General features: G+C 62.4%; 11 protein-coding genes. 6 read left to right on the plus strand and 5 right to left on the minus strand.

What is annotated here, in order from left to right; all coding sequences use genetic code 11:
- Positions 1-328: 328 nt before the first annotated feature.
- The 3 genes from BISU_RS09500 to BISU_RS09510 form a co-directional block, all read right to left on the minus strand.
- A complete protein-coding gene (locus BISU_RS09500) occupies positions 329-1561 on the minus strand; it encodes an MFS transporter (RefSeq protein WP_024463522.1) in 1233 nt (410 codons plus the stop codon).
- Positions 1562-1737: 176 nt separating this feature from the next.
- Positions 1738-2634 (minus strand): carbohydrate kinase family protein, encoded by an 897-nt coding sequence (locus BISU_RS09505; RefSeq protein ID WP_024463521.1) that lies wholly within the window; start codon positions 2632-2634, stop codon positions 1738-1740.
- A 13-nt stretch (positions 2635-2647) separates the two neighbouring features.
- The gene (locus tag BISU_RS09510; protein WP_024463520.1) at positions 2648-3898 is read right to left on the minus strand and encodes an ROK family transcriptional regulator; all 1251 of its coding nucleotides are present in this window, start codon (positions 3896-3898) and stop codon (positions 2648-2650) included.
- A 285-nt stretch (positions 3899-4183) separates the two neighbouring features.
- Between BISU_RS09510 and BISU_RS09515 the strand changes: the two genes are divergently transcribed.
- From BISU_RS09515 to BISU_RS09530, 4 genes are all read left to right on the plus strand, one after another.
- Positions 4184-5818, plus strand: coding sequence for an ABC transporter substrate-binding protein (locus BISU_RS09515; protein ID WP_024463519.1), 1635 nt, complete (start codon positions 4184-4186; stop codon positions 5816-5818).
- A 336-nt stretch (positions 5819-6154) separates the two neighbouring features.
- Complete coding sequence (locus tag BISU_RS09520) at positions 6155-7219, plus strand: ABC transporter permease (RefSeq protein WP_033503023.1); 1065 nt, start codon at positions 6155-6157, stop codon at positions 7217-7219.
- Positions 7220-7221: 2 nt separating this feature from the next.
- Positions 7222-8436, plus strand: a complete 1215-nt coding sequence (locus BISU_RS09525; RefSeq protein ID WP_024463517.1) for an ABC transporter permease — start codon at positions 7222-7224, stop codon at positions 8434-8436.
- Complete coding sequence (locus BISU_RS09530) at positions 8429-10165, plus strand: dipeptide ABC transporter ATP-binding protein (RefSeq protein ID WP_024463516.1); 1737 nt, start codon at positions 8429-8431, stop codon at positions 10163-10165. Before BISU_RS09525 ends, BISU_RS09530 begins: the two co-directional genes overlap by 8 nt.
- A gap of 261 nt (positions 10166-10426) precedes the next feature.
- Here BISU_RS09530 and BISU_RS09535 read toward each other — a convergent pair whose 3' ends face one another.
- Positions 10427-10948, minus strand: a complete 522-nt coding sequence (locus tag BISU_RS09535) for an NUDIX hydrolase (RefSeq protein WP_024463515.1) — start codon at positions 10946-10948, stop codon at positions 10427-10429.
- An 18-nt stretch (positions 10949-10966) separates the two neighbouring features.
- Positions 10967-12565 (minus strand): aminopeptidase P family protein, encoded by a 1599-nt coding sequence (locus tag BISU_RS09540; protein ID WP_024463514.1) that lies wholly within the window; start codon positions 12563-12565, stop codon positions 10967-10969.
- Positions 12566-12893: 328 nt separating this feature from the next.
- On the opposite strand from BISU_RS09540, the gene BISU_RS09545 reads away from it, so the two are divergent.
- The gene (locus tag BISU_RS09545; protein ID WP_024463513.1) at positions 12894-14543 is read left to right on the plus strand and encodes a bifunctional folylpolyglutamate synthase/dihydrofolate synthase; all 1650 of its coding nucleotides are present in this window, start codon (positions 12894-12896) and stop codon (positions 14541-14543) included.
- A 15-nt stretch (positions 14544-14558) separates the two neighbouring features.
- Positions 14559-18431 (plus strand): AAA family ATPase, encoded by a 3873-nt coding sequence (locus BISU_RS09550; RefSeq protein WP_024463512.1) that lies wholly within the window; start codon positions 14559-14561, stop codon positions 18429-18431.
- The last annotated feature ends 118 nt before the right edge of the window (positions 18432-18549 follow it).

An 18549-nucleotide genomic window follows, 5' to 3' on the forward strand; every position in this document is an offset into this window, starting at 1 on the left:
TGCCCGGTCACCTGGATGGATGGCCGGTACTGGCCGGATTCGCGTTTCCCAATGGAGTAACGCACGAATCCGGCCAGTACCGATGCCGAATAGCCCGATAATGGATGGATTGCTGCGTTCCCACGTGCATAAACGCACGAATCTGTCCAGTAGCCTGGGCTGGTGGGGGATTTGGGTCGGGCTGGCTGGCCGCAAACCGTCCGCAACACGCAGAAAATCCTAGGATGCGATGCCATCAATCGATGCACCGATCCTAGGATTTTCTGTAAGCCCCTATGTCAGGCGAGTGAGGGCGGTTTGCCTCCTCGCCTGACATAGGCAGTCAAACTCAAGCCGCCTTGCGCGTCTCGAGCAGACGATAGAGCAGACCCACGATCATGACGTAGGCCACGCCGATGGCCATGATGATGATCGAGCCGATCTGACCCATCGCATCGGAAGCAGCGCCCATGATGGGCGGGAACAGTGCACCGCCGATCAGGCCCATGATCATCAGGCCCGAAACCTCGTTCTGGCGCTTGGGCTGGTTGAGCAGCGCCTGCGAGAGGAAGAGGGAGAACACGTTGGAGTTGCCGAAGCCGACGAGCGCCACCGCGACGTAGAACAGCCACTGCGGCGGGTTGTTCGTAATCGTGGAGAACACGCCGAAGCAGATCGCCGAAAGCACCAGAATGCCGCCGCAGATACGCAGCGCCAGCTTGTTGCTCATGCGCTGCAGCACAATGCTGCCGGTGAAGCAGCCCAGCGTACGGAAGGCGAAGTACACGGAGGTCGCGCCGCCCGCGATGGCCAGCGGAACGCCGGTATGCTCCATCAGGATGCGTGGCGCCTGTGCGTTGATGCCGACGTCGATGCCGACATGGCACACGATGCCCAGGAAGCACAGCAGCACGACACGGTTGCCGAGCAGCTTGAGGCAGCCGATGATCGTGGGGTTCGTGACCTCTTCGGCCGGCTCTTCGATCTGATCGAACCACAGGGCGACGCACACAACGACGCCGATGATCAGGTAGATGACGTAGAGCACCCACCATGCGTGATTGAGCTGCGAGAAGCCCCAGCCCGCGATGATCGGAGCGAAGAAGGAAGCGAAGCCCTTGACGAACTGCCCGGTGGTCAGCGTGGAAGCGAGCTTGTCTCCCTTGACAAACAGCGTCATCAGCGGGTTGAGCGCTACTTGCATGATCGTATTGCCCACGCCCAGCAGGATGAAGGAAACGATCATCGTCCACAGACGCGCGGTGCCCGACAGCGCAAGATAGGCGAGAATCGGCAGCAGCATGGCGAACAGGGTGACGACGATCGAGAGGACCGCTGTCTTGCGCTTGCCGATCCGGTGCATCATCACACCGGTGGGCACTGAGAAGATGAAGAACCAGAAGAACACCATCGTGGTGAACAGGTTCGTTTGGGAATCGGAGAGATTGAACTCAGGTTTGATGTAGTTGGTGGCGGTGCCGACGAGGTCGACGAAGCCCATGACGAAAAAGGCCGACATGACGGGCACCAGGGCTTTGAATCCCTTGGACTTGCCAGCCGGCTGGGCGGTTGTGGCGCTCATGGCTTTCTCTTTCTCTTTTATTGATACGCGATTGATATGAGATCGTTGCGGGTATGCGAGTCTGCGGCTGCGTGCCGACACGGTCTCAGGCCGCTGCGGCACTTCCGAGGTCGTCATGAATACGTGGAATGCGGCGCATTCGCGACGGCCTCGGAAAAAAGGTCGTGACGCTCGCTTCAGACCTTCTGCTCAGCGAGATAGTCGGGCATCTGCTCGGGGTAGGTGGGCCATGCGCCGTCCTTGGTGCACACGAAGGCCGAGGTGTTCACGGCCGCGCGATGCGCCTCTTCCAGCGTGGAGCCGGTCAGGATCTTCGCGGTGAAGGTGCCGGAGAACGAGTCGCCAGCGCCGACCGTGTCGACCACCTCGACGTGCGGGGTCGCCAGGGTCGAGCTTTCGCCGCCCTTCGAGATGATCGTGCTGAAGGTCGAGCCTCCGGTCAGCACCACGTAGTCGAGGTTGTACTCGGAGATGAACCAGCGGCAGGCCTCGTCGTCCGAGGCGCCGCGGATGTTGAACATGTCGCGCAGCAGCAGCAGTTCGGCATCGTTGAGCTTGAAGACGGTGGCATTGGCGAGCAGCTCTTCGATGAGATCCTTCGAGTAATGGTCTCCGCGCAGGTTGATGTCGAAGAACTTCAGCGCGTTCGGCTTGGTGTGCTTGAGCAGCTCGATGATGGTGTCATGCGTTTCCTGGGAGCGCAGGGCGAGGGTGCCGAAGCACACGGCATCCGCCTTCTTCACCAGATCGATGAGCTCGCGCGTAAGGAGGATATGATCCCAAGCCACGTTCTTGACGATCGTGTACTCGGGGATGCCGTTCTTGAGCGCGACCTGCACGGTGCTGGTCGGCCAGGCATTGCGCTGGATGAGGGACTTCACGCCCGACTTCTCGGTTTCGACCATCAGCTCGTCGCCGAGCTCGTCCTGCCCGATGGCGCTGATCGCATATCCCTCGACGCCGTTCATCGCGGCATGATAAGCGAAGTTGACGGGTGCGCCGCCAGCGCGCTTGCCGCTGGGGAGCATGTCCCACAGTAATTCTCCTAGGGAGAGAACGATTGGCTTGGTCATGGGTTTGCCTTTCCTACTGGTTGTGTTGCCGTTTCGGAACATCAGGCGACGACGATGCCGCGGAGACATCGAAAAACATCGAGGGACGATCCAAAAAATAAATGATCGCCACTGCTGCGGCGCCGCATACCACAGCATCGCTGTGCAGGGTGGATAACGCGATCGTAGTGGAGTCGCGCAGCGCGGGCGTCACGTGCTCGTCGACGATCTCGCGGATGGAGTGCAGCAGCCGCTGCCCACCTTGGGCTACGATATCGCCGATTACGATGCGCTCGGGGTTGTAGCCGTTGATGATGGTCACGCAGCCGAAGCCGGCGTATCGGCCGATTTCCTCGACCATCAGCCGAGCGCGCGCATCTCCGGTATCGGCAAGCTGGAACAGCGCGTTGCAGGCCTCGGCATGCCCGAGCTGCCTCGCATCCGGCACCAGATCGCGACTGACGATGGCCTCATGAATCACCACGGCCGAGCAGTAGCGTTCGAGGCACCCGACGTTGCCGCATTCGCAAGGCCGCCCATGGATATCGATGCTGATATGGCCCAGTTCGGTGGCGGCTCCCATCATGCCATTGACGAGGGCGCCGTTGTCAATGACGCCAAGGCCGACGCCTTCGCCGATCAGATAATACGCGAGATTCGCGCAAGAGCTGCCCCGGTCAAACAAATAGTTGGCGAGCGCCCCGGCGCGTGCATCCTGCTCGATGAAGACGGGAACGCTGAATGCATGCTTGAATTCGCTCAGAAAATTGACCTCGCGCCAGGCGCGCATCGAGGAGACGAGCACCGTGCGCCCGATGGTGCGAAGATAAGGGCCGGGCACGGCCATGCCTACGGCGACGATGCGCGAATCGGCTGCGATCAGCGCGGTGACCCTTGCGTGCACGAGCCGTATGGTCGTGGGAATGGTGTCGTTGGTGACGGTGGGCAGGTCGCGCAGCACGATGCACGTTCCGGCCAGATCGAAGACCCCGATTTGCACGAGGCTGCGTGCGAATTTGACGCCGATGAAATGGAAGAGGCTTTCGTCAAGCCGCAAGCCGATCGAACGCCGGTTCTTATCGCCCTCGATATCGCCGGTCTCTTCGATGATGCCGGCATCGAGCAGCCGGGCCGTGATTTTGGTGATGGCCGCAGGAGTCAGGCCCAGAGCCTTGGATATCTGCGCACGAGAGGATATGCCATTGCGGAACAGGTGGTGCAGGATGCGTGATCGATTGGACTCCGAAACCTTGGCTTGGGATGGGGCGGTCTGTATCGTGCGCATGACACCCCCTTATTTGCTTCGTCATCGAAGTCGTTCTCCGTTGAATCGGAACTTATTGCCATAGGTTAATCAAGTTAACTCTTCGGCGCAAGTCGCGTGTCGTCGTGTGTGTCGCCCGCAATATGTGTTGTCGCCCACAATACGGGTCGTCATGTCGTTTCGGAAACTTGCGGGTAATGATACGTTATCTATACTCGATGAGTCACGGGCCCCGAGAGGGGGCCATGCAATTTGGCCGTGGTTTGGCCTTGCCCGATAGCAAAGAAGAAAGAAGAGAGGAAAGCAGTGAGATACAAGAAGATTCTGGCGGCGTTCGCATCCATCGCGACCGTTGCCTCGCTAGCCGCATGCGGCGGCGTGAAAGACGGCGGCAGCAGCTCGGAGGACAGCGGCTCCACTGTCACCATCGGCACCACCGACAAGATCGTCAGCCTCGATCCGGCCGGCTCCTACGACAACGGCTCCTATGCCGTGCAGATTCAGGTGTTCCCGTTCCTGTACGCGCAGGACTACAGCACCTCGAAGCTCAGCCCCGATATCGCAGCGGATAACGGCACGTGGAGCGCCGACGGCACGAAGTTCACCGTCAAGCTCAAGAAGGACCTGAAATTCGCCAACGGCCATGACCTGACCTCCTCGGACGTGAAGTTCTCCATCGACCGCACCAAGAAGATCAATGACGAGAACGGCCCCAGCTCGCTGCTGGCCAACATCTCCTCGGTCGATGCGCCCGACCCCACGACCGTGGTCTTCAACGACACGGTGCCACACGACGTGACGCTCACGCAGGTGCTGTCCAGCCCCGCAGGTCCCATCGTCGACGAGCAGGCCTTCTCGGCCGACAAGCTCACGACCGCCGATGCCATCATCAAGGCCAACGCCTTCGCCGGGCCGTACAAGCTCACCTCCCTCAAGCTCAATGAGACGGCGTCCTACGCCAAGAACGATTCCTACAAGGGCCTGACTCCCGCCAAGAACGACGCGGTGCAGGTCCAGTACTTCGCCGACGCCTCGAATCTGAAGATGGCAGTGCAGCAGGGCCAGGTCGACATCGCCTACCGTTCGCTCACGCCTACGGACATCAGCGATCTGTCCAAGGACAAGAAGATCAAGATCGTCAAGGGCCCGGGCGGCGAGGTGCGCATGCTGGCCTTCAACTTCAAGATCCAGCCCTTCGGCGCATCCCAGCCTGACGCCGATCCAGCCAAGGCGACCGCCGTGCGTCAGGCCGTAGCCAGCCTCATCGACCGCGACGAGCTGGCCACCAAGGTCTACAAGGATACCTATACGCCGCTGTATTCCTACATCCCCGACGGCCTCTCCGGCCATGGGGACACGCTGAAGTCCGCCTATGGCGACGGCAAGGGCAAGCCGAGCCAGGATAAGGCGAAGCAGGTGCTTGAGGCAGCGGGCGTCAAGACGCCAGTGGACCTCAAGCTGCAGTACAACAGCGATCACTACGGCTCCTCCTCGGCCGACGAGTACGCGGCGATCAAGTCGCAGCTCGAAGAGGGCGGGTTGTTCAAGGTCGACCTGCAGCAGACCGAGTGGACGCAGTACAGCAAGGAACGCGTCGTCACCGAGAGTTCCGACGGCAGCTATCCGGTCTACCAGCTCGGCTGGTTCCCGGACTACTCGGACCCGGACAACTACCTCTCCCCGTTCTTCCGCGATGGCAACTTCGTCAACAACGGCTACGCGAACAAGGCCGTCAACGACCTGATCGTGAAGCAGGCCGGTCAGACCGACGCCTCCGCCCGCGAGCAGACGCTCAAGCAGATCCAGACTCTCGAAACCAAGGACCTCTCCACGCTGCCGCTGCTGCAGGGCGCCCAGGTCGCCGTCACCAGCACGAAGGTCAAGGGCGTGGTGCTTGATGCCTCCTTCCGCTTCCGCTACGCTTCGGTGACCAAGTCCTGAGCAGCCTGGGCAAGTCCTGAGCAATAGCGCAACCAGCAGTGATGCCGGGGTCTGCCGTACGTAACGGCACAGACCCCGGCATCACTGCAATCGCCGCAGCTCACGGCTGTGGTGCGTTGCTTCAGCGCCGCGTTCGCGCGAAACAGCGTGTTTGATGCTGCGCTCATGCGGTATGTATGCAACGCGGTGCCTAAGCTAAGTAATTGATTGATGATTGAATTATGATCAAAGGAGCTGCTCCAAGTGTCCCAGAGCACCATGCAGTCCACGCCCGAGTCCGAGCCGTCGACCCGAGACGTGAGTCAGGCGAAACCGCCTGAAAAGCCATCCGGAACGATGCCTGCGAAGTCCGCGGACAAGCCGAAGAAGAACAGGATCTCGGGCGGGTTCTTCCGTTTCGTCGTCACCAGGTTCCTGCTGATCATCCCGACCGTGTTCATTCTCGTCACCGTCGTGTTCTTCGTCATGCGCGCTACGGGCGACCCCATCTCGGCGGCGCAGGGCGGCCGACTCAGCCCCCAGGAGCTGCAGCGGCGCATCCATGCGGCTGGCTACGATCGTCCGCTTATCGTGCAGTACTTCGAGTATCTGGGCGGCTTGCTGCGCGGCGATTTGGGCACCACGCTCACCGACAACCAGCCGGTCAGTTCGATTCTGGTGCGCTACGGCGCGGCCACGCTTGAGCTCGCGATGCTCTCCCTGATCGTGGCTCTCGTCGTAGGCATCGGGCTGGGCCGCATCGCCGCCAAGCATCGCGACCATAGCGCGGATGCGGGCATCCGGGTCTTCGCGATTCTGTGCTATGCCACGCCGGTATTCTTCCTCGGTCTGGTGCTCAAGCTGGTGTTCTCCACCTGGCTTGGCGTGCTGCCGAGCTCCGGACGCTCCTCGCTGGCCTCGGATATGCAGTTCAACCGCCTGGTCTCGCCGACCGGGCTCTACATCATCGATGCGCTCCAGCTGGGCAACATGCAGGTTCTTCTGGACGTGCTCAAGCACGCCATACTGCCTGCGCTCGCGTTGGGACTGCTGACCGCAGGCGTGTTCATCCGCCTGGTGCGCACCAACGTCATCTCCACGTACAACTCCGATTACATCGAAGCCGCTCGTTCGCGCGGCGTCTCGGAGCAGCGGCTGCTGTCCAAGCATTCGTGGAAGCCGGCGCTCATCCCGATCATCACGGTCATGGGCATGCAGATCGCCATGCTGCTCGCCGGCGCGGTCCTGACCGAGACGACTTTCGAATGGAAGGGCCTGGGCTTCATGCTGTCCAACTATCTCAAGGCCCGTGACTTCGTCGCCGTGCAGGGCATTGTGATCCTCATCGCGATCATCGTGTCCGTGGTGAACTTCATCGTGGACGTGATCAGCGCCCTCATCGACCCGAGAGTGAGGTACTGACGATGAGCGACAAAACGACGAATGCCGTCACGGTTCCCGGCGACGAGCGACTCGACAATCTTAACGTGCGCAAACCGGCTTCGTGGATTTCCAAACTTCCGCTCGCGAAGGACATCGCCATCGCCGTCGGCTGGCAGAAGGGCATGCTGGTGGCGGGGCTGTCCATCACAGTGTTTTTCCTGCTGGTCGCCGCCTTCGCCCCGGTGATAGCGCCGTACGGCTTCTCGCAGATCAAGGATGCAAACGGCGCGGCATTCCCGACGCAAAGTGCGCCGGGCGCCGGGCACATCTGGGGCACCACGGTCGGCGGCTTCGACGTGTTCAGCCGCACGATATGGGGCACGCGCACCGCGGTGATCGCCATCGTCATAGCCGTGCTGCTCTCCATATTCGCCGGCGTGCTGCTGGGTCTGGTCTCCGGGTACTTCGGCGGCTGGATTGACCGCGTGCTCGTGGTGATCGCGGACGCCATCTACTCCTTCCCTTCGCTGCTGCTGGCGATTCTCATGGCCATCGTGATCTCCGGCGGCCAGTCGAGCCTGTGGGGAGGCATCCTCGCCTCCGGACTTTCGATTACGGTCGTCTATATCCCGCAGTACTTCCGCACGATTCGCGCCGAGGTCATCCGCATCAAGGAATCGGCCTACGTGGAATCGGCCAAGGTGGTCGGAGCCTCGACCTGGCGCATCATGACCAAGCATTTGCTCAGGAACTCGACGCGCACCCTGCCGGTCATTCTGACGCTCAACTCCTCCGAGGCGATTCTGACGCTGGCGGGGCTGGGCTTCCTCGGCTTCGGCATCGAGCCGACCGCCGCGGCCGAATGGGGCTACGACCTCAACCGTTCAGTGGCCGATGTGACCGCAGGCATCTGGTGGACAGCCATTTTCCCGGGTCTGGCCATCGTGCTCATCGTGCTTGGCATCACGCTGGTCGGCGAATCGCTCAACGATCTGGCTGATCCGCGGCTGCGCACCCGCAAGTCCGCAGGCGAGGTCGTCGGATCCATCGAAGACACGTCGGTCGACCCGACCGAGAAGCCAGGCGAGGCCAACGAGGTGGCGGCAGAGCTGGAATCCCTGCGCGTTGCGGCGGCTGCGGGCGATGAGTCTGGCGGCGCTGTAGCGGGCAGTGCTGCCGGCGACGCTGCGGTTGCCGCTGGCGATGACGGCGGCACGGCAAACGGAACGACTGAAAAGGAGACGCACGATGAGTGAAACTGTGACTGCAGCCACGCCGCATCTAGGCAAGGACGAGCTGGCTCGCATCGACGATCTGAGCGTGTCGTTCATGACCGACGCCGGCTCCATCAAGGCCATTGACGGCGTCGATTTCACGATTCCGAAGGGTAAGGTCGTCGGAGTGGTCGGCGAATCCGGCTCCGGCAAGTCCGTCACGGCGCGCTCGATCATCAAGTTGCTGCCGGTGACTGCCGCCACTTCGGGCGCGGTCTATCTCGCGCGCCGCGACGGCATCGGCGAGCTGGATGCCTTGGCGCTTTCCGGCGAGCAGCTGCGCCGCATGCGAGGCGACGAGGCCGCGATGGTGTTCCAGGAGCCGGGTTCGGTGCTCAATCCCGTGTTCACCATCGGCTGGCAGATCGAAGAGGGCCTGCGTGCGCATGGGCTGAAAGATAAAAAGGAATTGCGTGCTAAGGCCGTCGATATCCTCGAGAAGGTCGGCATCCCTGACGCCGAGACTCGTGTGGACTATTATCCGCACCAGTTCTCCGGCGGGCAGAAGCAGCGCATCGTCATCGCGATGGCGCTCGTGCTCAACCCGGGGCTGATTCTCGCAGACGAGCCGACCACTGCGCTCGACGTGACCGTGCAGGCCGAGATCCTCGACCTGCTGCGCTTGGCGCGTGACGAGTTCGGCGCCAGCGTGCTCATCATCACGCATAACATGGGCGTGGTCGCCGACATCGCCGATCAGGTCGTGGTCATGTACCGCGGGCACGTGGTCGAGCAGGGCGATGTGGAGCAGATCTTCTACCATCCGCAGGCCGAATATACGCAGCGCTTGCTGGCGGCGGTGCCGCGCATCGGACAGCAGCTCACCGTGCGTGACGACGAAGGCAACGCGCTTGAACGCTTGTCCGACTGGCGTCAGGAGCCGGTCGCCGTGGAGGCCAAGGGGCTGACCATCACCTACCCCGGGCATCTCATGCAGCCTGATTTCGTAGCGGTCGACGGCGTCGACTTCACGATTCACCGCTCCGAAGTGCTTGGCCTGGTGGGGGAGTCCGGCTCCGGCAAATCCACGACCGGTCGGGCGATTGCCGGCCTGCAGAAGGTCTCCGGTGGCTCGCTGAACGTGCTCGGCGTCGAGATGAACGGCGTCAAGGAGCGCGACTTCAAACCCAAACGCGCCGACATCGGATTCGTGTTCCAGGATCCGGGCAGCTCCTTCGACCCGCTGATGACCATCGCTGAGAACGTGGCCGAGCCGCTGCTCGTGCATCACAAGTACTCGTCGGTGGCCGATGCGAGAGACTATGTGGGCGATCTGCTCGAAATGGTTCAGCTGCCGAGAACGTATATGAACCGGTTCCCACACGAGCTTTCCGGCGGCCAACGCCAGCGCGCCTCGCTGGCCCGATCGCTCGCATTGAAACCGTCATTGCTGATCGCGGACGAGCCGACTTCGGCGTTGGACGTGTCGGTGCAGGCCAAGGTGCTTGAACTGTTCAAGAAGCTGCAGATTGAAATCGGCTTCGCCTGCCTGTTCATCACCCACGATCTCGCGGTTGTGGATATGCTCGCCGACCGCATCATGGTGATGCACCAAGGCCGCATCGTCGAGCACGGCGACGTCGACCAGGTCATCGAGCGCCCGGAGAATCCCTACACGCGCAAGCTCCTCGCTTCGCTGCCGGTGCCCGATCCGCGTGAGCAGCGGGCGCACCGCGAGCATCTGCACGCGCTGGCCGCCGAGGCGGTATAGGGGCAATCCGCCGGTTGCGCGGGTGCGGCGGGCACTGGGCATAGGCACTGGTTGGCTGTGCACTGGTTGATATGCCCTGCTTGCCCGCCGTAGCCCGGCGCATCAGCGTACGTTTTCTGTCATGGAAACGATGTGCGTATTGGAAAACGTACACTGACATCGACTCAGCGTACGTTTTCCGATACGGAGTCGGCAAACGTGCCGGCAAACGTGCCGGAAAATGTACGCCGCCAACGCGAGACAACGCTCAGAGGCGGCCGATCAGACGGCCTGTCCGTTGAATGTGAACAGGGCGCGGGGGTTGCCCTGAGCGAGCCGGTGACGATACTCCTCGACATACGCCATGCGCTCCACGGTGCTGGCAGCGAGCGGCTGGGGCAGCTCGCCGGGCGCGAACCAGCCCACTTGCAGACTCTCCTCGTCGCCGATAAAAGGCTCCGAGTTCCCTTGCGGGTCGGGCCTGCACAGGAACAGATGATCCATGTACATCGTCCGGTCGCCGTTGGCGTAGGTCACCACCTGCGATGAGGATTTCACCGACACCAGATCGGTGACGATCGCATCGACCCCGGTCTCCTCCTTGATTTCGCGTGCCACCGTGTCGGCAGGCTCCTCGCCCGGCTCGTTGATGCCGTACACCAGCGCCCACTCGCCGGTGTCGGAGCGCCGGCCGAGCAGCACCCGGCCGTCCGCGTCCTCGACATAGGCGGTCACGCCGACCATCCAGAGGAGCTGGTGACCGATCTTCTTGCGCAGGTCGAGTACGAATTGCGGTGTTGGCATGGGAATTCCTTGCGGTCGTTAGCGTGTGCGTGCAGAGGACTGCTGTTGTATCCACTGCTCGACGTCCTCGATCTGCTTGGGGATGCCGGCGGAAAGCCATTCGGGGCCGTGCTCGGTCATGAGGACATCGTCTTCGATACGGATGCCGATGCCACGCAGCTCGGGCGGCAGCAGCAGATCGTTCTGCGCGAAATAGAGTCCCGGCTCGATGGTGAAAATCATGCCCGGCGTGATCTTCGCGCCCTGATACGACTCGTAGCGGGCCTGCGCGCAGTCGTGCACGTCGAGGCCGAGATGATGGGCCACGCCGCAGGCGATCCAGCGACGATGCTGCTGGCCTTCGGGGGAGAGCGACTCCTCCACATCGACCGGCAGAATGCCCCAGTCGTGCAGCCGCTCGGCTATGACCCGCATGCAGGCGTGATGAATGTCCGAATACGTGGCGCCGGGCTGCGCGGCCTCGAATCCGGCCTGCTGGGAGTCCAGCACTGTCTGATAGAGCTTGCGCTGCAGCGGCGTGAACGTGCCGTTCACCGGGAAGGTGCGGCTGATATCGGCCGTGTACAGGCTTTCCACCTCCACGCCGGCGTCGATGAGCAGCAGCTCGCCGTCGCCCACCACGCCCGTGTTGCGCATCCAGTGCAGAATCGGCGCATCCTTGCCCGACGCGATGATGGTGTCGTAGCCGACCGTGTTGCCCTCCTCGCGGGCCACGGCGTTGAACGCGCCTTCGAGCATGCGCTCCGAGCGCGGCTTGCCGACAGCTTCAGGCAGGCGGGCCAAAATCCGGTCGAAGCCCTTTTTGGTGGCCGCGATGGCCTTGCGCATCTCGTTGATTTCGAAGGAATCCTTCACCAGTCGCGCCTCGGAGGCGTATTCGAGCAGCTTGTCGTCCTCGGCGGCGTTATCGCCGGGGTCGGCGAATCCGTTGGCCTGCCGCGCCGCTTCGACCATGCCGGTGACCTCAGGGTCGGCCTGGCGAATCGCGCGCACCCGCACGGCTCCGGCCTCGGCGCCGACATCCTTGCCGATCGCGTCAGCCAGCTGCGCGATGTCATGCGTCTCCAAGCCGGTCATCGCATGCAGCTCTTTGAGCCCGGCGCGCGGGCCGACCCAGTACTCGCCGTAATGCGCGTTCGCGTAGTAATCCTCGGTGCTGTTGTCGGCGCGAGGCGGCACGAAGAGCTCCGCATGATGCGTCGCGCCGGACTTGGCCTCCGGATCGTCAGCGCTTATCGGATTGAGCACCAGCACGGCTCCGGCCTCGTAATCCTGGCCGAGGCCCGTGTAATACGAGAAGACGGAATCGGGGCGGAACGCATAGTCGTCGTCGTTGTTGCGCACCTTGGGCTGGCCGGCCGGAATGACCAGCCGCTCGCCGGGGAACTGACTGCCGAGCGCTTCGAGCCGGGCAGGAATGTACGTGCTGGACTCCAGCGGCTTGATATCGGGCTCCTGATTGTCCCAGCCGGTCGTCATGAACTCACGGAAGGCATCGCTGCGGGGGCGCAGCGTGCGGTTGTTCGTCCGGTCGTGCATCGGCTGGTCGGCTCCCGGCGCCTGCGAGGCCTCCTGCGCCTCGTATTCCTTGTCCTTGTCGGTCACGACGTCGCCCATTCATGTCTCCTTCGTTCGCAGGTGTGATTGCATATGCAGCCCATTGTAGTTCGGCTAGCGTAACAGCGCGTGATGGCCGTTTGCGCCAGCTGAATTGTCTGCGCGTCGTCTTTCGACCGCTAAGGAGCTGCTGACGTACGTTTCGTCACATTGCGCATCGAATTTGCGTAGCATTTCATACGGTAAGGTCGCTCTGGCGTACAAAGCGCAACGTTCTTCGGTCCTGCTCGCCGTCGGATGAAACGGGCGCTGGTTCACCCGCTCGCTTAGAATAGGAAAGATTGTGAAGCGTGTGAGGCAAGTAGAGAGACGAGGGGTAACGCACAGCATGTCATATGAGCATCCGAACCAGGGCAAGGCAACGATCCGCGAGGTCGAACGCGATATCATGAGCCGCCCCACGGAGCATAACACCACGAATCTCGATCTCGACCGCATGACGATGATGCTCGACCTGCTGGGGCATCCGGAGGACTCGTTCCGCATCATCCACATCACCGGCACCAACGGCAAAGGCTCGACGGCACGCATGGCCGAGGCCATCTGTCGGGCGTACGGCATGCGCACCGGGCTGTACACCTCGCCGCATCTTGAGCGCATCAACGAGCGCATCGCGATTGACGGCCAGCAGCTGGGCGATGACGATTTCATCGACGCCTGGGAACAGATCAGGGATTTTGTGGGGCTTGTCGACGCGGCGATGGCGAAGCAAGGCAAGCCGAAAATGAGCTTCTTCGAAGTGCTGACGGCTATGGCCATCTGGAAGTTCGCCGATGCTCCGGTCGATGTCGCCGTGGTCGAAGTGGGCATGGGCGGCAGCTGGGACGCGACGAATGTGCTCGATGGCGATGCGGCGATCATTGGGCCGGTCGATATGGACCACATGCAGTGGCTCGGCGATACCGTGGAGCAGATCGCGACCGAGAAATCAGGCATCATCAAGCCCGGATGCACCGCCATCATCGGCGCACAGCCGCATGCGGACAAGGTCATGCCGATTCTTGAGGCCGCTGCGGCGAAGAACCACGCGACGCTGGTGCGCGACGGCATCGAAATGGAAGTCGTCGCACGCACGCTGGCCGTGGGAGGCCAGGTGGTGACCATGCGCACGCCCAACGGCACCTATGAGGATGTGCCGGTCGCCAAATTCGGCGAGCATCAGGCCCATAACGCGCTCGCCGCGCTGGCTGCGGCCGAAACGGTCATACCAGTCAACGGGGTGCTCGACGGCGATCTGGTGGCCGAAGGACTGAGCGGCGTGAAGATTCCGGGGCGCATCGAGCAGATTCGCACGTCGCCCACCATCATCCTCGACGGCGGGCACAATTTGAATGCGGCCGAGGCCCTGCGCCGCGCCATCGAAGAGAACTACGACTTCAAGCAGCTCGTCGGCGTCATCGCCATGATGGAGGACAAGCAGGTCGAGGAATACCTCGGCGTGCTCGAACCGCTGCTCAGCCATGTGGTCGTCACCGAGAACTCCTGGCGCGAGCGCGTGATGCCTGCCGAAGAGCTTGAGAAGATCGCGGTGGACGTGTTCGGGCGCGACCGCGTCACGCGCGTCGATGAGCTGCCTGACGCCATTCAGACCGCTGTCGATATGGTGGATGTCGAGGATGAGCTGGGTGTGGGATACGGCCACGGCGTGCTCGTTGCCGGCAGCTTCGTCACCGCTGGCGATGCCCGCGCGCTGCTTGCAGAGCATGTCGATCCTGATTTGCAGCGGACGAAGGCCGAGCGGGTGCATCAGCCAGCGGTCGAACCGGAGCCGCGGGATGCTGCGGATAACGGTGCAGCTGCGCAGATCGAAGAGGCTGAACCGAAGGCAGAATCGCAGCAATCTGAGGAGCCCAAGGTATCAGGAGAGTCTGCTGGGAACGACGATGCTGATTCGGCGTCAGTCTTTTCACCGTCTTCTCAATCCTCGATATCGTCATCTTCGTCGCCTTCGTCAACACCGACTTCGCCCGAAAACTGAGCCTTAGGCCGCGCCATGTACCTCAAAGAACTGACCCTGCGGGGGTTCAAATCTTTCGCCTCCGCCACCACCCTGCGCTTCGAGCCGGGAATCACGGCGGTCGTGGGCCCGAACGGCTCCGGCAAGTCGAATATCGTCGACGCACTGACCTGGGTCATGGGGGAGCAGGGCGCGAAGAATCTGCGCGGCACGTCGATGGAGGACGTGATCTTCGCGGGCACGTCGAGTCGGCCGCCGCTCGGGCGTGCGCAGGTGACGCTCACGATCGACAATGCGGATCATGTGCTCGACATCGATTACGCCGAGGTGACGATCAGCCGTACGATCTTCCGTAACGGTGGTTCGGAATATGCGATCAACGGCACGGCGTGTCGTCTGCTCGACATTCAGGAGCTGCTGTCTGACACGGGCCTCGGCCAGCAGATGCATGTGATCGTAGGGCAGGGGCGACTTGACGCCATTCTGCGTGCGGATCCGAGCGGGCATCGGGCCTTCATCGAAGAGGCTGCCGGCATTCTCAAGCACCGCAAGCGCAAGGAACGTTCCTTGCGCAAATTGGCGAATACCGAGGCCAATTTGTCGCGGCTTGACGATCTGCTGCACGAGATTCATCGCCAGCTTGGTCCTCTGGGGCGCCAGGCTCGTATTTCGCGTCGCGCCGAAAGCATTCAGGTCTCGCTGCGCGATGCGCAATCGCGCATCTATGCCGAAGATGCGCTCGAATCGTTGCAACGGCGCGAATTGCTGCGTATGGAACTGACCGGCATTCGCGGCGAGCTGACGCAGCGGCAGCGCGAGCTTGCACAGATTCGGCTGCGTATCGAGCAGGTCGAGGCGCTGGGTTCGGCGGCGAGTCCGGCCATAGCAAAAGCCAATCAGACGTGGCATGAGCTCGCGGGCATCGAGGAGCGGCTGCGGTCGCTGGCGCAGATCGCGCAGGAGCGCGCGCGGTCGTTGACGACGCAGATCGTGACGAATTTCGGCGAGGACCCGGAACTGCTGGAACATCGTGCTGCCGAGCTTGATGGGCAGGCGCAGGCTTCGCAGCATGCCGTCGAAGAGGCGCGGCTCGCCTACGACAAGGCGGTTGAGGAACGCGCCGGCGACGAGAAGCAGCTCGCCTCGCTGCGCCAGACGCTCGCCGAGCTGCGTGTCAACGCCCGGCAGCGCGAGACGCGCGTGGCGAATCTGCGCGAGATGGTGGCGCGTGAAGAGTCAGCTGTGCAGTTGGCGCATACCCGCGCCGCCGATTTCATGGCACAGCGCACGGATATCGCCGCGCAGCGCGACGCGGCGCAGGCGCAATACGACGAGCTGAACAAGTCAGCCGCCGAAATTGGCGGTGACGACAGCGGCGAGGCGCTTGACGCGGCCCGTGAGCAACTACGTCAATGCCAAGAATCGTTGGCGGCGCAGGAAGACAAGCTGCGCAAGGTCAATGGCGAGATTATATCGCAGCAGGCCAAGGCCGACGCACTGAACGACACTTTGGACAGCCGCAACGCCTCAGGCGCATTGGAACGCGATGGCGATATCGCGGCTTTGGGCCGGCTCACCGACTTCATCCATGTCGCCGACGGCTGGGAGGAGGCCGTCGCGCACGCCTTGGACGAATTCGCCAGCGCCATCGTCGTTCCCGATGCCGATGCGATGCTGCAAGCCTTGGAACGCGCCAAGAACCGGCAGCTGGGCAAGGCGGTGCTGCTGCGGCCGATTGACAGCGCGGCAACGGTCGATGCTGGCGCTGGGGCTGATGCTGATGCTGGCCGCGCGGCACGTGCAGGCACTGATGCTGTGGATATTGACGCGGAGAACGAACAGCCGCAAGACGCGCCAACACGCGGTGCCGCACGCTCAGCTGCCGCACTGGTGTCGGTCAATCCATCGCAAGATGACGGCGAGCAGCAGATTCGTGCCGTGGCCGCTGCAGTGCGTGCGTTGCTGGCCGATGTGTGCGTTGTGGAAAGCCGCGAGGATGCGGCGCAGGCGGTGCAGGGCGGTTCGTGGCGGCAGGCGGTGACGCGTGACGGCGAGGTCATCAATCGTGTTGGTGCGATTGGCGGATCGTCGCTCTCGCAAAGCGATTTGTCGCTGGCGGCGCGCCGCGACAAAGCATTGGGGCAGGTGCATGCTTTGCGGGAGCAGCTTTCGCAGCTTCAAGGCAAGGTGGACGGTGCTCAGGAGAGTCGCGATGAGGCTCGGCTTGCTGTTGACGCGGCGGTGCAGCAGCGCACCGAGGCAAGGCTTAGAGCGCAGCAGGCGCAGCAATCGCTACACGCCGCGCGGCAGCGGGTAGAGGCGTTGACGCGGCAGCTGAACGGCATTGAAACCAAGCGCTCCGCTGCCGCAGAAGACGGCGAGGCGCATGAGCTCAAGCTTGCCGACTTGGGCCGCGCGTTGGCGCAGGCGCAGGAGTCGACAGATGGGCAGGATGATTTCGATGAGCTTGCCGACCGTGAGCATGAACTTGAAGCGCGGCTGACCGCCTCTCACGAGCACGAAATCACTGCGAAGCTCGCATGGAACGAGGCGACGCGCAAAAGCGAATCGCTGCAGCGGCAGGCCGGTCTGCTGCATGACAACGCCAAGGAGGCGGTTGCCAGGCGTGCCCGGTTGGAGGCGCTGAATGGAACACGCCGTCAGCAGGCGGCAAAGGTCGAGCAGGTAGCGGCTGATGCGCTCGCTGTGGCGCAGCTCGTGCATCGTGATTTGGATGCCGTCGCCGCCAAACGCGAGGAGCTGCAGCGTGCGGCATCCAGCCATGACGACGAGCTCAAATCGTTGCGATCCCAACGCAATGCGCTCGAACCACAGGTGAACGAATTGCAGCAGCGCGAGCACTCGTTGGATGTCGACCGCGAGCGGTTGGCAGCGAATCATGGGCAGCTAACGCAGAAGATTTCCGACGAGCTAGGCATGAGCGTGGATGAGCTGGTGTCCGGGTATGGTCCCGAGCAACCGGTTCCCGTGCTTGACGACGAGGGGCAGCCTGTTCCGCTTGACGGCGAGGCTGCTGAAATTGATGTGGAAGGCGAGGATAAGGCCGTTGCCGGAACTGGCGGCGGGCGTGGGGGCAGCATTGAATCTGGTGGCGGTGAACAGGGCAATGCCCGCATAACGGATGCTGAATCTGATGGCGACGGGCAAAGCATTAATCATCGGCGAAATGATGGCAACGATGCTGCAGTGTCGCAACGCTACCAAATCGTGCCCTACGTGCGCGAGGAGCAAATCAAACGGCTAGACAAGGCCCGCCGCGACCTCAAGGCGCTCGGCAAAGTGAACCCGCTGGCCACCGAGGAATACGATTCGCTGCAGGAGCGTAACCAGTATCTCAACGATCAGCGCAATGACGTGGCCAAAAGCCGCGACGACCTCATGCAGCTCATCAAGGATCTCGACGCCACCATGACCCAGGTGTTTGCGAACGCTTTCGCCGATACTGCTCAGGCCTTTGCCAAGGTCTTCGCCACGCTCTTCCCCGGTGGCACCGGTCGCTTGCGATTGGAGAACCCGGACGACATGCTCGCCACCGGCGTGATCGTGGAGGCCAGTCCGGCCGGCAAGCGCGTCAAGCAGCTCAGCCTGCTCTCGGGCGGCGAACGCTCGCTGACTGCGCTGGCGCTGCTCTTCGCCATTTTCACAGCCCGCCCCAGCCCCTTCTATGTCATGGACGAAGTCGAAGCCGCGCTCGACGACATCAACCTCACCCGTCTGCTCCACGCCTTCGAAGACCTGCGCGAGCACGCCCAGCTGATTGTTATTACCCATCAGCAGCGCACTATGTCGATTGCGGATGCCTTATATGGCATCACTATGCGTGCTGATGGGGTTACAGCGGTCATGAGTCAGCGTCTAGAACATACGAGTGGTAGCAGTGCGCGGTGATGGCGCTGCAGATGGGCTTCGCCGCCTTAGTGGCGGCTCACCTCGCCTACGGACAACGCACTGCGTTGTCCGCTTAACGGCTCAGCAGCAGCGCACCGTGAGCATCGCCGATGCGTTG

The sequence above is a fragment of the Bifidobacterium subtile genome (assembly GCF_000741775.1).
Lineage (GTDB): Bacteria > Actinomycetota > Actinomycetes > Actinomycetales > Bifidobacteriaceae > Bifidobacterium > Bifidobacterium subtile.